Source organism: Bradyrhizobium sp., from assembly GCF_049586575.1.
Lineage (GTDB): Bacteria > Pseudomonadota > Alphaproteobacteria > Rhizobiales > Xanthobacteraceae > Bradyrhizobium.
Map to the genome: position 1 here is coordinate 1 of NZ_JBAVCF010000207.1, position 15,200 is coordinate 15,200.

General features: G+C 60.0%; 15 protein-coding genes. 8 read left to right on the top strand and 7 right to left on the bottom strand.

Annotated elements, in window-relative coordinates; translation table 11 throughout:
- Both WB528_RS07910 and WB528_RS07915 read left to right on the top strand, forming a co-directional pair.
- Window positions 1-646, top strand: a 646-nt coding sequence (locus WB528_RS07910) for an AAA family ATPase (RefSeq protein WP_423887860.1), incomplete at its 5' end; no start/stop codon positions are given.
- Window positions 647-817: 171 nt separating this feature from the next.
- Window positions 818-1,942, top strand: coding sequence for a hypothetical protein (locus WB528_RS07915; RefSeq protein WP_423887861.1), 1,125 nt, complete (start codon window positions 818-820; stop codon window positions 1,940-1,942).
- A 55-nt stretch (window positions 1,943-1,997) separates the two neighbouring features.
- Here WB528_RS07915 and WB528_RS07920 read toward each other — a convergent pair whose 3' ends face one another.
- From WB528_RS07920 to WB528_RS07930, 3 genes are read right to left on the bottom strand one after another with little or no spacing between them, the layout of a single operon-like run.
- Window positions 1,998-2,579, bottom strand: coding sequence for a Smr/MutS family protein (locus WB528_RS07920; protein WP_423887862.1), 582 nt, complete (start codon window positions 2,577-2,579; stop codon window positions 1,998-2,000).
- A gap of 3 nt (window positions 2,580-2,582) precedes the next feature.
- Window positions 2,583-4,118: an MltA domain-containing protein gene (locus tag WB528_RS07925; protein ID WP_423887863.1), complete on the bottom strand. Its 1,536-nt coding sequence runs from the start codon at window positions 4,116-4,118 to the stop codon at window positions 2,583-2,585.
- Window positions 4,096-4,800, bottom strand: coding sequence for a Tim44/TimA family putative adaptor protein (locus WB528_RS07930; protein ID WP_423887864.1), 705 nt, complete (start codon window positions 4,798-4,800; stop codon window positions 4,096-4,098). Before WB528_RS07930 ends, WB528_RS07925 begins: the two co-directional genes overlap by 23 nt.
- A 467-nt stretch (window positions 4,801-5,267) precedes the next feature.
- Between WB528_RS07930 and secB the strand changes: the two genes are divergently transcribed.
- Window positions 5,268-5,759 (top strand): protein-export chaperone SecB, encoded by a 492-nt coding sequence (secB, locus tag WB528_RS07935; RefSeq protein ID WP_423887865.1) that lies wholly within the window; start codon window positions 5,268-5,270, stop codon window positions 5,757-5,759.
- 14 nt (window positions 5,760-5,773) lie between these two features.
- Here secB and dnaQ read toward each other — a convergent pair whose 3' ends face one another.
- The 4 genes from dnaQ to WB528_RS07955 are packed head-to-tail and all read right to left on the bottom strand — an operon-like array spanning window position 5,774 to window position 8,542.
- Window positions 5,774-6,472, bottom strand: coding sequence for a DNA polymerase III subunit epsilon (dnaQ, locus tag WB528_RS07940; protein WP_423887866.1), 699 nt, complete (start codon window positions 6,470-6,472; stop codon window positions 5,774-5,776).
- Window positions 6,473-6,499: 27 nt separating this feature from the next.
- Window positions 6,500-7,099, bottom strand: a complete 600-nt coding sequence (coaE, locus tag WB528_RS07945; protein ID WP_423887867.1) for a dephospho-CoA kinase — start codon at window positions 7,097-7,099, stop codon at window positions 6,500-6,502.
- Window position 7,100: 1 nt separating this feature from the next.
- The gene (locus tag WB528_RS07950; protein WP_423887868.1) at window positions 7,101-7,709 is read right to left on the bottom strand and encodes a Maf family protein; all 609 of its coding nucleotides are present in this window, start codon (window positions 7,707-7,709) and stop codon (window positions 7,101-7,103) included.
- On the bottom strand, window positions 7,706-8,542 hold the full coding sequence (locus tag WB528_RS07955; RefSeq protein ID WP_423887869.1) for a pyruvate, water dikinase regulatory protein: 837 nt from the start codon (window positions 8,540-8,542) through the stop codon (window positions 7,706-7,708). The genes WB528_RS07950 and WB528_RS07955 overlap by 4 nt, the downstream gene beginning before the upstream one ends.
- 435 nt (window positions 8,543-8,977) lie before the next feature.
- Between WB528_RS07955 and hemJ the strand changes: the two genes are divergently transcribed.
- From hemJ to rsmG, 5 genes are all read left to right on the top strand, one after another.
- Window positions 8,978-9,400, top strand: a complete 423-nt coding sequence (hemJ, locus tag WB528_RS07960) for a protoporphyrinogen oxidase HemJ (protein ID WP_423887870.1) — start codon at window positions 8,978-8,980, stop codon at window positions 9,398-9,400.
- Between the two features lie 259 nt (window positions 9,401-9,659).
- Complete coding sequence (rho, locus tag WB528_RS07965; RefSeq protein WP_423880025.1) at window positions 9,660-10,925, top strand: transcription termination factor Rho; 1,266 nt, start codon at window positions 9,660-9,662, stop codon at window positions 10,923-10,925.
- Between the two features lie 201 nt (window positions 10,926-11,126).
- The gene (mnmE, locus tag WB528_RS07970) at window positions 11,127-12,491 is read left to right on the top strand and encodes a tRNA uridine-5-carboxymethylaminomethyl(34) synthesis GTPase MnmE (RefSeq protein ID WP_423887871.1); all 1,365 of its coding nucleotides are present in this window, start codon (window positions 11,127-11,129) and stop codon (window positions 12,489-12,491) included.
- A gap of 104 nt (window positions 12,492-12,595) precedes the next feature.
- Window positions 12,596-14,491: a tRNA uridine-5-carboxymethylaminomethyl(34) synthesis enzyme MnmG gene (mnmG, locus tag WB528_RS07975; protein ID WP_423887872.1), complete on the top strand. Its 1,896-nt coding sequence runs from the start codon at window positions 12,596-12,598 to the stop codon at window positions 14,489-14,491.
- 38 nt (window positions 14,492-14,529) lie between these two features.
- Window positions 14,530-15,200, top strand: a 671-nt coding sequence (gene rsmG, locus WB528_RS07980) for a 16S rRNA (guanine(527)-N(7))-methyltransferase RsmG (protein ID WP_423887873.1), incomplete at its 3' end; no start/stop codon positions are given.

Genomic DNA, 15,200 nt, shown 5'->3' on the forward strand with positions numbered 1-15,200 from the left:
ATCGGACAAGCTGCTCGACACCGAGCAGCTGGTGCTTGAAGCGATCGCGGCGGTCGAAAACAACGGCATCGTATTCCTCGACGAAATCGACAAGATCTGCGTGCGCGACGGTCGCGCCGGCGGCGACGTGTCGCGCGAAGGCGTGCAGCGCGATCTCCTGCCGCTGATCGAAGGGACGACTGTCTCGACCAAGCATGGCGCGGTGAAGACCGACCATATCCTGTTCATCGCTTCCGGTGCGTTCCATATCGCCAAGCCCTCGGACCTGTTGCCGGAGTTGCAGGGACGGCTTCCGATCCGCGTCGAACTGGCGGCACTCACCCGCGACGACATGCGCCGGATCCTGACCGAGCCGGAGGCTTCGCTGATCAAGCAATATATTGCGCTGATGCAGACAGAGGGCGTCACCTTGGACATCGCCGACAGCGCCATCGACGCGCTCGCCGACATAGCGGTTGCCGTTAATTCAACGGTCGAAAATATCGGCGCCCGTCGCCTGCAAACCGTGATGGAGCGCGTGCTGGATGAAATTTCCTTTACCGCTCCCGACCGTCCGGGCGAAACCATCCGGATCGACGCCGAGTATGTCCAGAAGCATGTCGGCGATCTCGCCAAGAATGCCGATTTGAGCCGATTCATTTTATAGTAATGTCCTTACGGTTGTCGCCCCCGCGAAAAGCGGGGACCCATAGCCACGAAAGCCAGTTGCAGAACGAAAAGCGGCTCCAGCCTTGGCGCAATACCAGCATCGGTGGTTATGGGTCCCGGCTCGCGCTCGCCAGTGCTCGCTTGGCCGGGACGACATCGAGAAGCTCGCATGAGCCTTCGAGCGTGGCAAAATCCCTGGCGCGTGATGCTCGCCGTCAACGTCGCCGTGATGGCCGGGGTGTTTATCCACAAGGTCATGTTGCCGCCTTACGTCCCCTACATCCATCTGCTCGTTGACTATCACTTCGGCTTCGTCAAACGCGCGTTGATCGGCGCGATCGTTGCGCTGTTTACCCAGAAGGTGCCAGTGTGGCTGGTGTTTGCGCTTGGCGGCGCGGTCTGGCTCGCGACCGCGCTGCTGTTTGTCAAGCTGTTCCGACGCACGTTCGGCTTTGACGCCGCCCACATGCCGCTGTTCGTTTTTATCGCGGGCTCGCCGTTCTTCCTGAAGAACTTCATGCACACGCTCGGGCATTTCGATATTTACGGCTGCCTGTTTTCGATCATCCTTCTGCTAATCCCCGGACGGTCGATTGGCTTTGTGCTGCTGGCGGTGTTGTTTTCGATCATCCTGATCCTGATTCACCACATCCATCTTCTGATGTATCTGCCGACCATCATCGTGATCGTGGTGCTCAGGCATTATCTGACCGCCGGGATCGGCCGGTTGAATCTCGCGGTCGGCGTGATCTCCGTCCTGGCGCTCGGCGCGCTCTTTCTGGCCTTGCAGTTCTGGGGGACGATGCCGATTCCCGAGGCCGATTTCGTCGCCTACCTCAAAATCCGCATGTCCGATCCTGCTCGCACCGACCTCTTGAGCTTCAGTTACATCTGGTATCAGCCGCTTTCGAAGGAAATCAGCGATACCTGGGCGCGCCTGCCCTCGAACATCCTGGGCATCCCGGTCTTCGCACTGTTGATCTGGCTGCACTCGCCGCTCTGGCGATATTTTTCCGGTCTGATCCGATCGCTTGCCAGTGATTTCCATCGCCAAGTCGTCATCGCCGGCATCGTCGGCGTGACCGCGGCCTACCTGATCATGTTTGCGATGGTGTTCGATTATTCGCGATGGATCTCGAACTGGGCCGTGTGTCTGTTTTTGATCCTGCACGCCGTCAAGACCTTGCCATCGACGCGGGTCGTTCCGACGATCGCAGGCGATGATCGTAAGACAAGCGTTCTCGGCTGGATCGTGACGCTGATCCCGCGCGTCGGCGTTATCCGGCCGTTCTGATTTTTCATTTGACGCGTTTCTTCACGCGAACCGGATTCCACTTCGCTCGAAAACGCTATGGAATACGCACCCGCCGGATACGGACATACAGTGCGCCCGTGCCACCATGGCCAATATGAGCTTCTTCGAAGCCGACGACGACGTTGCGAAATTCCGGCTGGCTCAGCCATTGCGGCACCTGACGACGCAGCACGCCGCGCTCCGATTCAGCGCCTATTTTTCCCTTGCCGGTGATGACGAGTACGAAGGTCAGGCCATCGCCATGGGCACGGTGCAGAAATCCCGATAGCGCGCGATGCGCGCGCGCCTGCGTCATGCCATGCAGGTCAAGGCGGGCCTCGATTTCCTTCTTTCCCTTCGACAGTTGCGAACGCTCGCGTCGGCCGAGCGGCACGAGCGGTGGTGCTGCCGGCTTTTTCGGCGCTGGAGCGGCGACGGCGATAGTCGACTTTGGCTGAACCACCGCTTTGACCGCGGAAGTCTCCGTTCTCAGCGAAGCCGCGTGCGAATTCGCGACCCGGAGTTTGTTTCGCAACGGACGGGCTTGCCTGGCGACGCTCTCCCACAACGCACGTTCCTCCTCGCTCAGGCTTCGCTTGCGGCGCGGCGGGTCCAGTATCGTGGGCGGTCGCTTCATATTCTATCGTCCGTAACGATAGGCTCGGCGATGACGGCGGTGCGTGTTCTCGGCTTCGATCACCGGTCGCGCTTGCGGCAGCGGCACTTTGGCTTCGGCGGCTGGCGGCGTGGCGGTTGAAGCTGATGTTGGCTTTGCACCGTCCGCTGGCTCATCTGGCTTTTCTTTCGAGGGATCCGTCGGTGGAAACAACTTGGCGATCTTCTCCGAGGGCCGCGGGTCTGGCAACGGCATCTTCCGGCCGCGCGCAGCCGGATCAAGACTCTTCGGCGCCAGCATGACAAAGCGCATGTTCTGACGGAAACGGCCGGATATGCGACCCGCTTCAGGACCGGCACCGTAGTAGATATCGGCGCGCGCCGGACCGGTGATCGCCGAGCCGGTATCCTGCGCCACCATCAACCGGCGAAACGGCGTTTTCGATTGTGCCGATTCGATCGGTAGCTCGCCCTCGATGAAAAATAGCGTGCCATAAACATGAAGCGAGTTGTCGACGGCGATCGACCGCCCCGGCGTAAGCGGTACGCCTTGCGCTCCAACCGCTTCATCCTTGTCGGAGAGCGGGACTTCGTGAAAGAACACATAGGCGCGGTTTTGCCGCCGCAACTCGTTCGCCCCATCGGGATTTTGCTCCATCCATTCCCTGATCTTCTGCATCGACATCTGTTCCTTCGGAATGATGCCACGGTCGATCAGGATGCGGCCAACGGCCGTATAGGGATAACCATTGTGCGCATCGTAATTGATGCGGATGGTCGAGCCGTCCTGAAGACGAATCCGCGCCGATCCCTGGATTTGCGAAAACAGAAGATCGGTTTGGTTCTTGAGCCAGCAGATTTCAAGGCCGCGCCCTGCGATCGCACCGTCCTCGATCTCGGCCCGATCGTAATAGGGCACGAGCTTGCGGCGTCCAATCTTGCGAAATACCTGGCCCTTGTTGGGAAGGCTGGGGGAATCCTGCTTGAATCCCCGGACAAACAGATTCGAAGGGCGGCGATAGACCGGCACGTTATAGACATCGGTCCGGGTCAGTGATCCCTCGACGATCGGCTCGTAATAGCCGGTCACAAAGCCCGCATCCTCGCCGAGCCGCGATATCTGCAAGGGGATGAAATTTTCCTGGAAGAAGGCGCGCGCCTTGGCGTCGTCGGTAATTTGGAGTGCCTTGGCGATGCGGCAAGGTTCGCGCAGCGAGGCGCCGAGCGCCTTGGAATCGTCCGGCGGATTTCGTTGCGCGGCGATCGAGGCGCAACTGACGCGAAAGGCCTTGTAGGCCTGCACATGATCGTCGGCGGCCCAGCCGGCAATGTCGTTCCATGACAACGGCAGGTACTCGCCACCGTTGATCACGATTGGCCATTCAAGCCTGGGATACGGAATCTGGCGTTGCGCTGGAACATGCGTACCGTGCGCCCTGAGCGACGAACGCATTTTGCGCGCGGCCATCGCCCCAAGCGGGATCACCGTCAGCGCCAGAACCATTACACCGAATGCAGCGGCATAGCGCCGTATTCGATTAATGGGCGCTTCCGGTACCAACCAGCTTCCAATTCGGATCGCGCGAAGTCGGGTCGCGGGCGAATGTCCAGACATCGGTGATGTCGGCGACCTTGTCCGGATTACCGTCGACAATGGTCCCGGCCTTGTCTCGGGTGACCGAGATCATCTGTGAGACGAAGCGAACGGTAAGCTGTGCGGCGCGGTCGCGCGCTTCAGCGCCGACAATTTCAGCCTTGTCGATCGACACAAAGCGCGTCTCGGTCTTGCGCTCTTGCCGCTCCCGATCCTTGATCGCGGCCTCAAAGCTTTCATAGACCTCGCTCGAGAGCAGGTCTTTCAGCGAGCGGCGGTCGCCGTTGGCAAACGCCAGAACGATCATTTCGTAGGCGCTGCGCGCGCCGCTTAGAAAATGGCGAGGATCGAACGAGGAGTCCTCGGCGACGATCCCGTCGAGACCCTGGGCAAGCGCAGTTCCGGGTTCGGCAACCCCCTTCCAGCGATCCGCGGGCGGCGTCACGTCGGCCGTCGGCGCCAGCGGCGTCTGGTCGATCACGGTGCCCGGTATCGGAACGACGTTGCTGTCCGGCGCACCTTGCACGACGTTGCGCGCCGCGCGATCGTATGGCGGGCGTTCGTTTCCGGTGCGCTGGCCCAGGACGTTGCGCAAGCGGAGAAAGATGAAGACGGCCAGCGCCAGGAAGATGATGGTATAAATATCCACGTCAAATTCGCTTTCTGATTCTAGGCGCCGGCAGTGGACCCGGCGGTAGAGGGCCCTTTCAGGGCCTGCAGATATTACATCATGGACGGGTCAGCCGCATGTAAGCACGAAACCTTGGCCGGCCAATGGCATCTGCCGACAAGAAATGTCGGACGACGACGAACTGGCCTAACCTTTGGTTCGTCCGCTCGTCAGGAATCGAATTCTAGCGCTTTTTGACCTTGGGGGGAAACCCCGCGATAGCTATAAATCACGTACATTCAATCGTTTAGAGGCGCGCCCGTTCCCCGGACCGGCGCAATTCGTCAAATTTGGCCCCTTTGACGATCCGCGTGGATGGTCATCCTTGTGGAAAGAGGTAGGGCTATGTTAGCCACTCGCCCCAATAAGGCCTCTGGCTTCCCTTTTTGGGCGAATTCGGATGCGACAAATGGCTCCGCTCGCCCAACCGTTCCAGGAGAATTCGTATGACCAACGGTAACGGCTCGCCTCCCGAGGCGGCCCCTCCTCCACAGTTGAACGTGTTGGCGCAATACACCAAGGACCTGTCGTTTGAAAACCCGAACGCGCCGGCTTCCTTGGCGCCGCAACAGCAGCAGCCCGCGATCAATATCCAGATCAACGTCAGCGCCAACAACGTCGCCGAAACCGATTACGAAGTAACGCTATCGGTCGAAGGCAAGGCCGAAAGCCTCGGCAAGCTGATGTTCAGCTTCGAACTCGCCTATGCCGGCGTGTTCCGGATCGTCAATGTGCCGAAGGAAAATCTGCATCCGCTGGTCATGATCGAATGCCCGCGTCTGCTGTTTCCGTTCGCCCGCGAGATCATCGCGACTGCCGTTCGCGACGGCGGCTTTCCGCCCTTGATGCTGGATCCGGTTGATTTCGTCGGCCTGTACCGGCAGAACATGGAGCGCCAGGCGGCGCAGATGCAGGCCTCGCAGGTCAAGCCGAGCTAAGCTGTAGTCGGCGGCTAGGCCGCCGGCAGGAAATCATTCCAGATCGGCTTGTCGCCGAGGGTTTTGACAAAATCCCGATGCGCGTCGCGATCGGCCTCGGTAATGCGAGGTGCGAGTGGTATCTCGCGCTGCCGCCGCGGCATTTCGCCGTATCCAGCAGCTCGCGTGTCGCGGGATTCGGAGGCAAGAACGAGCTGGGACTGCCGCGCCCCGATCAGGTCGATATACACCTCGGCAAGCAATTCGGCGTCCAGCAACGCGCCGTGCTTGGTGCGCCGGGAATTGTCGATCGAATAACGCGAGCAAAGATCGTCGAGACGGTTGGAAACGCCCGGGTGCTTGCGCCGCGCCAGCAGCAAGGTATCGACCAGCCGCTCCCTCAGGATCGGAGGCCGCTTGATCCGATCGAGTTCTGAATTGATGAAGCTGACGTCGAACGAGGCGTTGTGGATCACGAGCGGCGCGTCAGCAATGAAGGCCAGGAAATCCTCAACCTCCTCCGCAAATAACGGCTTGGTGGAAAGAAACTCGCTGGATAGGCCGTGCACGGCGAAGGCTTCCGCCGGCATGTCCCGCTCGGGATTGAAATAGCGATGAAAGGTCTGCCCGGTCGGCATGCGATTATAAATCTCGACGCAGCCAATTTCGACCAGCCGATCGCCGCGCAAGGGATCAAGGCCGGTAGTTTCGGTATCGAGAACGATTTCGCGCATGCAGGAAAGCCGCCGAGAAAAGACGAATCAGGATTGTCGGGATTTTAGTTTAGCAGCCTCGGTCAGAATGTCCTTGATTCGCTCCCGCACGGGATCGAGCCCATGCGAGGTATCCACCACGAAATGCGCGCGTTTGCGCTTCTCGGCGTCAGGCATTTGACGCGCCAGAATGGCTGCAAGCTTTTCCTCGGTCATATTGGGACGGGCGAGAATTCGCTCGCGTTGAAGTTCCGCGGTCGTCGTCACCACGACCACCGCATCGACGTGTTTTTCGCCCCTGGTTTCGAACAGCAAGGGCACGTCGACCACCGCAACCGGCGCACCGGACTGTTCGGCGTCGCGAAGAAACTTCTGCCGCGAGGCACCCAGCATCGGGTGGACGATCGCCTCAAGTTTTCTCATGGCGGCAGAATCATGCACCACGCGAGCCGAAAGCCTGTTGCGATCGACCTTGCCGTTTTCGGTCGTACCCGGAAACGCCGCTTCAATCGCGCGAGCGGCCTCGCCTTCATAGAGCCGGTGGACGGCGGCATCCGCGTCATAAACGGGAACACCGGCTTCCGCAAACAATGTTGCGGTGGTCGACTTTCCCATCCCGATCGAGCCGGTGAGTCCAAGGACGATCATGTCAAACGCCTAGCAAATGCTCGCTGCGCAGAAAGGCCAATAGCTCCAGCAGCGGCAAACCAAGAATGGTGAAGTGATCGCCCTCGATCCGTTCGAACAAATGGACACCAAGCCCTTCAAGCTGATAGGCGCCGACGCTGGAAGTCAGGGCGGCGCCAGCCTCCGCAAGATAACTGTCGATCTCGGCATCAACCAGCCGCCGCATGGTCATTCGCGCGATCGAAACATGCTCAAAGAGTAGCTTCCCATCGCGCGCCACGGCAACCGCGGCGTGAAGTTCATGGCAATGGCCCGAAAGCGCGCGTAGCTGGTCGGCCGCCTGTGACCGGCCAGAGGGCTTGTTGAAGATCCGCGTTCCCAGCGCCAGCGTCTGATCGGCCCCGGCGACATACCGGCCTTGCCGCCGGACCGATACGACACGGGCTTTCTCCCGGGCCAGGAGGCTCGCTATATCGCCCGGCGCCGCAAGGCCCGAAGTAGCCTGAATTGCCCGCTCGTCGATTTCAGCCGGATCGCACTCAAATTCGATGCCGGCGTTGGCAAGCAAGCTCTGCCGCGCGCTACTCTGTGATGCCAACACCAATGGCTCTTTGCCGCGCCACAGCGTCATTCGGATAGCCGCTGCCTTTGCCGGTCGCTGAAGAGCTTCATGACTGCGGCCGCGGTCTCCTCGATCGAGCGGCGGGTGACGTCCAATTGCGCCCAATTGAACTTGGCGCTCAACCGCCGGGCAAAGGCCACCTCATCCGCCACGGATTGCCGGTCGATATAAGTGTCGTTGTCACGATCGCCCATGCTCAACAGCCGGTTCTGCCTGACCTGAATGAGGCGTTCCGGCGTGGCGTGCAAACTGACAACCAGCGGCTTGGTCAGGACTTCCAACTGGTGCGGAAGGGGAATACCTGGCACCAGAGGCACGTTGGCGGTGCGGACGCCACGGTTGGCGAGATAGATAGAGGTCGGTGTCTTCGACGTGCGGGATACGCCGACCAAGATCACGTCTGCTTCGTCAAGCCCTTCAACGTGCTGACCGTCGTCATGCAGCATGGTGTAGTTCAGCGCATCGATCCGCTTGAAATATTCGGCATTCAGCGTGTGCTGGGCCCCTACCCGGCCAGAGGTCGGCGCTCCGAGATAGGCCTGGAACAGCTGCATCACCGGGCCGATAATCGACAGGCTCGGAATGTTGATTTCCTGGCATTTGGACTGAAGCTTGGAGACGAGATCTTTTTCCAGCAGCGTGAATAGCACGATGCCGGGCGCTTCCTCGATTTCGCTCAAGACTCGATCAAGCTGCTTCTGGCTACGTACCAGCGGATAGACATGTTCGACGGGCGTCACATTGGCGTACTGCGCGGCCACCGCGCGCGCCACGGTGATCAATGTCTCGCCGGTTGAATCGGAGACCAGGTGAAGGTGGAAATAATTGCTCGTCGTGGGCACGTAAAACCCTGTGTGATCTGTGAATCCTTGTGGAGCATATCTGAGAGATTTTCGTCGGTGTCGCCCCTGCCGGGATAACCCGCCATTTTCTTCACACCGCTCTCTACGAGGATAAGTCTAATCCGCGTCACCGACGTTAGTGAGGTTTTGTGGATTTGTCTCTTTATAAACTGTCGGTCCGGCCTGCCAAATCACTGAAACGTTTGGTGTAATGGCAACCAACGAAATCTGTGCCGCGATTGTCGATAGATGTGAGGAACCGCGGGAGAACGGCTCGGCTTTTTTGTGTGAGTCAAATCCACCGCTACGCAGACTCAAACCTAAGATTCTAAAATTATTGGTTTAGATAAGTGCCGCTTGCGGATATGTCTCGTTCACTGGCAAGCAAAGAGAAGCTTGACGGGCTAGAACTCAATTCGAATGGCATGAGACGCGATGTACGAATGGATCAAGGCGCTGCACATCATCGCGGTAATCTCTTGGATGGCCGGCATGCTCTATTTGCCGCGGCTATTCGTCTATCACTGTGAGGCTGAGCCCGGCTCAAAGCAGTCCGAGACGTTCAAAGTGATGGAACGCCGGCTGCTGAAATCGATCATCAACCCGGCGATGATTGTGACCTGGTTGGCCGGACTTTACCTCGCATGGGCCGGTCACTGGTTTTCCGCTCACTGGTTGCACGGAAAATTGCTGCTGGTGCTGGTGCTCTCGGGCGTCCACGGTTTTTTTGTCCGTTGCGTGAAGGACTTTGCGGCGGACCGGAATCAGCGGTCACAGAAATTTTATCGTTTAATCAATGAGGTACCGACCATCTTGATGATCGGTATCGTTATTTTGGTAGTGATCAAGCCGTTTTAGGTGACAACCTCCGGTGCCAGCGTGCTCTGAGGCCATCTTGCGAAAGGTTCGCTGATTTTCTATATTGAGGTCATCCCACCCTACGCAGGCGGATGTGGTCGCGTCCCGGTTTCTTTATTGGACCGGCCGCCGCATCAGGTTTGAAGCCTTTCCGGCGCTTTCCTCGCTCAGACCTGCGGACTTCCTCGATTTCACGTCCGCATTTCCAAGAAGCCAGCTTGCATTCCCTCCCCCTTAAGCACTCCACAGGACCATCCCAATGCGGGAAATAAAACTTCAAGACCTCAAAGCCCAGACTGCGGCGGAACTCGTTTCGTTTGCGGAGGAAAAAGGGGTCGAAAACGCGAGCACGATGCGCAAGCAGGAGCTGATGTTTGCCATTCTCAAACAACTCGCGATCCAGGAAACCGATATTATCGGCGAAGGCGTTGTCGAGGTTCTCTCCGACGGCTTCGGATTTTTGCGATCGCCGGACGCGAACTACCTGCCGGGCCCCGACGATATCTACGTTTCGCCATCGCAGATTCGACGATTCGGACTTCGTACCGGCGACACCATCGAAGGCCACATCCGCAGCCCGAAAGAAGGCGAACGCTATTTTGCGTTGTTGAAAGTCAACACGCTGAATTTCGAAGATCCAGAAAAGTCGAAGCACAAAGTCAATTTCGACAACCTGACGCCGCTGTTTCCGGACGAACGTTTTCGTCTTGAGCTCGAAGACCCTACCAGGAAAGACCTTTCTGCACGGGTGATCGATATCGTCGCCCCGATCGGCAAAGGCCAGCGCGCACTGATCGTGGCGCCGCCTCGCACCGGCAAAACCGTGCTGATGCAGAACATTGCCCATTCGATTACGGCCAATCATCCCGAATGTTATTTGATCGTGCTTCTGATCGACGAGCGGCCGGAAGAAGTCACGGATATGCAGCGCTCGGTGAAGGGCGAGGTCGTTTCCTCGACGTTCGATGAGCCGGCTGTGCGTCACGTCCAGGTCGCCGAGATGGTGATCGAAAAAGCCAAGCGGCTGGTCGAACACGGCCGGGACGTCGTCATCCTGCTCGATTCGATCACCCGGCTTGGACGCGCCTACAACACGGTGGTGCCGTCATCCGGCAAGGTGTTGACGGGCGGTGTCGACGCCAACGCGCTGCAACGTCCGAAACGATTCTTCGGCGCCGCGCGCAACATCGAGGAGGGCGGTTCGCTGACCATTATCGCGACCGCTCTGGTCGATACCGGCAGCCGCATGGACGAAGTGATTTTCGAAGAATTCAAGGGCACCGGCAACTCGGAACTGATTCTCGATCGCAAGGTCTCGGACAAGCGGACCTTCCCGGCGATCGACATCTCCCGCTCGGGTACCCGCAAGGAAGAGCTGATCACTGACCCGCAGGTGCTGAAGAAGATGTACGTGCTGCGGCGGATCCTTAATCCGATGGGTACGATGGATGCCATCGACTTCCTGCTCGACAAGCTCCGCAACACCAAGAACAACGCGGAATTCTTCGAATCGATGAATACCTAAACGAGCTAGGCCATTGGCCTGGTCGGGCGTCCCGGTGCGAGCGGGGGCGCCCTTTTTATTGGCTTGGGATCTTCTAAACCCCATGGGTCTTGCGTCAGTTATTGCAGCAAGGAGTGCAGCATTTCCGGCCTTCGCTCGCCGTTCGACCCTGCCGTTTCAAATTTCATTGCCTTTTCAATAGCCCGCGACCAAATAGGGTGCATGCATCCACGCGAGCAGACTATTTTTGCGCTGTCATCGGGCAGGCCACCGAGCGCGATTTCAATCGTGCGGGTGTCGGGTCCGGAGGCGAGGGCGGCGCTGGAGGCCTTGGCGGGCAGGGTGCCGCAACCGCGAATCGCTACGCGGACCTTGCTGCGCGACCGCCATCAGCAGCCGCTCGACGATGCGGTCACGCTCTGGTTTCCGGGACCCGCGAGCGCGACCGGAGAAGACGTTGCCGAGTTTCAAATTCATGGCGGGCGCGCAGTGCTGGCCGCATTGTTCGCAGCACTCTCAAGTCTTGAAAATGTCCGCGCCGCGGAGCCGGGCGAATTTACCCGCCGAGCATTTGAAAACGGCAAGCTCGATCTCACCGAAGCCGAGGCGCTCGATGATCTGATTCACGCGGACACCGATCGTCAGCGGCGCCAGGCGTTGCGTCAGCTCAAGGGATTGCTTGGCGACAGAGTGAGGGATTGGCGTGCGCGCCTGATCGAAGCGTTGGCTCTGATTGAAGCCGGCATCGATTTTTCCGACGAGGGCGATGTGTCGGCAGAATTGATGGCGCCGGCGTTGCAGACGATCCAATCACTCCTTCTCGAAATCGAGGAGGCCCTGGCGGCGCAGGGGCGAAGTGAACGTTTGCGGGATGGCTTGACCGTAGCGATCTCCGGTCCGCCGAATGTCGGGAAATCGACGCTGATCAATTTGCTGGCCCGGCGTGAAGTTGCGATCGTCTCGCCGCATGCCGGCACCACGCGCGACGTCATCGAGGTTCAGCTTGATCTGGACGGCTACCCCGTGACGGTGATCGATACCGCCGGCATTCGCTACACCGCCGATCCCGTGGAGCAAGAGGGCGTGCGCCGCGCGCGTGCGCGAGCGGCGGAGTCCGATCTGGTGTTGTGGGTGACCGACGCTGAGCACGAGCGGAATGAGAGCGAATGCGGGGAGCCGGCGGAGGCGGCGCTGTGGGTTGTCCGCAACAAGATCGACCTGAATCCGGTCGACGGGCGGCCGGGGGCCGAGACGACGATTCTAGAGAAACCCAACAGCGCGACTGCCTTCCGGATTTCAGCCAGCCGCGGCGATGGGATTGCGGAATTGATGGCTGCACTGGCTGCTTTTGCGCAGGCTTATTTCGGATCGGGTGAGGATGGGCTGATCGGCCGGGAGCGGCAGCGAAAGTTGTTACGGGAAACGGCGGAAGCGTTACGGCGCGGCATTGCGGTGGCCGGAAGCGGTGACGAACTGGTTGCAGAAGAACTGAGGGCGGCCTCGCAATCGTTGGGTCGCCTGCTCGGCCGGGTCGATGTCGAGGACATCCTGGACAAGATCTTCCGGGAATTCTGTATCGGTAAGTAATGAATATATAATCATTTCTTAATCAATGTGGTTTCGCGTTTCACGTGAAACAGATCCTGCGTTGTCACTTCCGGGTTTGACCGCTGCGGTATAGAAGATGCCGCATGACCCTCCATCCTGATTCATACGACGTGATCGTCGTCGGCGGCGGCCATGCCGGCTGTGAAGCGGCAAGTGCGGCCGCGCGGACGGGGGCGCGAACCGCGTTAGTGACCCACCGCTTTTCGACCATCGGCGCGATGTCCTGCAATCCGGCTATCGGCGGTCTGGGTAAAGGCCATCTCGTTCGAGAGGTCGATGCGCTTGACGGGCTGATGGGCCGCGTCGCGGACGCTGGAGGAATCCAGTTTCGCGTCCTCAACCGCCGCAAGGGACCGGCCGTTCGGGGCCCACGCGCCCAAGCGGACCGCAAGCTCTACGCCGCTGCGATGCAGGCCGCGATCCGTGAGACCGCCAATCTGACCGTGATCGAAGGGGAGGCCGATGAACTCTCGATTGCCGAGGGTCGGTTGACGGGCATCAGGCTCGCCGATGGTCGCCAGCTTTCCGCCGGGGCGGTGGTCGTTACGACCGGGACCTTTCTGCGTGGCCTGATCCATCTCGGCGAAAAGAACTGGCCCGCTGGCCGAGTCGGCGAGGCGCCAGCGCTCGGGCTCTCGTCGTCTTTCGAACGGATCGGCTTCACGTTGGGCCGGCTGAAGACCGGCACGCCGCCGCGCCTCGACGGCACCACGATCGATTGGTCGGCAGTCGAGATGCAGCCTGGCGACGATCCGCCCGAGCCATTTTCCGCGATGACCGACCGGATCACGACACCTCAGATCCAGTGCGGCATCACCCGGACGACGGCCGCGACGCATGAGGTGATCCGCGCCAACGTGCATCGCTCGCCGATGTATTCGGGGCAGATCAAGAGCAGCGGGCCCCGCTATTGTCCCTCGATCGAGGACAAGATCGTCCGCTTCGGCGACCGCGACGGGCACCAGATCTTCCTGGAGCCGGAGGGGCTCGACGACAGCACGATTTACCCGAACGGCATCTCGACTTCATTGCCGGAAGAGGTCCAGCTTGGGATCCTGGCCACAATTCCAGGGCTCGAATGCGTTCGGATGGTTCGTCCGGGCTATGCCATCGAATACGACCATGTCGACCCCCGCGAACTCGATCCAACCCTTCGGGCCAAACGGCTTCCGGGATTGTTCCTGGCCGGGCAAATCAACGGCACCACCGGCTACGAAGAAGCGGCCGCCCAGGGACTGGTGGCAGGACTCAATGCGGCGCTTTCCGCCGGCGGGTCTCAGCCCATCGTGTTTGATCGCGCCGACGGCTATCTCGGGGTTATGATCGACGACCTTGTCACGCGCGGGATCACCGAGCCGTACCGGATGTTCACCTCGCGCGCCGAATATCGCCTGACGTTGCGGGCCGACAACGCCGATCAGCGCCTGACCGAAAAAGGGATCGCCCTTGGCTGTGTGGGGCAGGCGCGAACGTCGCGCCACCGCGCCAAAATGGCCGCGTTGAATGCCGCCAAGGCGAGGGCTCAATCGTTGAGTTTGACCCCGAACGAGGCCACTCAATACGGCCTTTCGCTCAACAAGGACGGGCAGCGCCGCTCGGCCTTCGAGCTGCTCGCCTATCCCGAGATCGGCTGGACGCAGGTCCGCGCCATCTGGCCGGAGCTGTCGGCTGTCGACCCAGGGATCGCCGTTCACCTCGAGATCGATGCCAAATACGATGTCTATCTGAAACGCCAGGTCGCTGACGTCGAGGCCTTCCGTCGCGATGAAGGCCTGGTTCTGACCGGCGTCGATTTCGATCTGGTCCCCGGCCTGTCCAATGAAGCCCGTGCCAAGCTTAAGGCGACGCAACCTCGCACGGTGGGGCAGGCCGGTCGGCTGGATGGGATGACCCCGGCCGCGCTCGGCATCCTGGCGGCTTACCTGCGGCGGGAAACCCGCCGGAAAGCGACTACAGGGGTCTCGGCCGCGGGCGCATAAGCGCATACGGTGTTTCACGTGAAACAGAGCGATTCGCCATGAACGCCCCCACCCCCCCTTCGAAACCTTCGGCCGCAAACCCCTCGAAACCGCAGCTCACTGCGGATCGCGACGACGCGCTCGCCCTGACGCCTGTTTCACGTGAAACGGCAGCCCGGCTCGATCGCTTCATCGACCTCCTCCAGACGTGGCAGGCTAAAACCAACCTGGTCTCGCCGACGACCGTGCCGACGCTTTGGACCCGGCACGTCTCGGATTCACTGCAGCTTCTGGCCCTCGCCCCGGCTGCGGGGATTTGGGTGGACCTCGGTAGCGGTGGTGGCTTCCCCGGAATGGTCCTCGCCTGCGCGTTGGCCGATACGCCCGGCGCCCTCGTCCACCTGATCGAACGCAACGGTAAGAAGGCGGCCTTCCTGCGCGAGGCGCTGCGTGTAACGGGGGCGGCAGCGGTCGTTCACCTCGCTGATATCGAGGATATTGTGGATAGGCTTGAAGGTCCGATCAATTGCGTCACCGCCCGCGCCGTGGCTCCGCTACACCAACTGATCGGTTTCGCAGAACCCTTGGTAAAGAGGGGGGCGAAAGCGTTGTTTCTCAAAGGCCAAGATGTAGAAGTGGAATTGACCGAAGCTACTAAATATTGGAAAATTGAGCCTCAATTGCATTCCAGCCGCACCGGCGGACATGGCTGGATCGTCGAACTCGACAG

Coding starts and splice junctions, on each gene's coding strand:
- WB528_RS07915 (WP_423887861.1), top strand. CDS start 818: ATGAGCCTTCGAGCGTGGCAAAATCCCTGGCGCGTGATGCTCGCCGTC.
- WB528_RS07920 (WP_423887862.1), bottom strand. CDS start 2,579: ATGAAGCGACCGCCCACGATACTGGACCCGCCGCGCCGCAAGCGAAGC.
- secB (WP_423887865.1), top strand. CDS start 5,268: ATGACCAACGGTAACGGCTCGCCTCCCGAGGCGGCCCCTCCTCCACAG.
- dnaQ (WP_423887866.1), bottom strand. CDS start 6,472: ATGCGCGAAATCGTTCTCGATACCGAAACTACCGGCCTTGATCCCTTG.
- coaE (WP_423887867.1), bottom strand. CDS start 7,099: ATGATCGTCCTTGGACTCACCGGCTCGATCGGGATGGGAAAGTCGACC.
- WB528_RS07950 (WP_423887868.1), bottom strand. CDS start 7,709: ATGACGCTGTGGCGCGGCAAAGAGCCATTGGTGTTGGCATCACAGAGT.
- hemJ (WP_423887870.1), top strand. CDS start 8,978: ATGTACGAATGGATCAAGGCGCTGCACATCATCGCGGTAATCTCTTGG.
- rho (WP_423880025.1), top strand. CDS start 9,660: ATGCGGGAAATAAAACTTCAAGACCTCAAAGCCCAGACTGCGGCGGAA.
- mnmE (WP_423887871.1), top strand. CDS start 11,127: ATGCATCCACGCGAGCAGACTATTTTTGCGCTGTCATCGGGCAGGCCA.
- mnmG (WP_423887872.1), top strand. CDS start 12,596: ATGACCCTCCATCCTGATTCATACGACGTGATCGTCGTCGGCGGCGGC.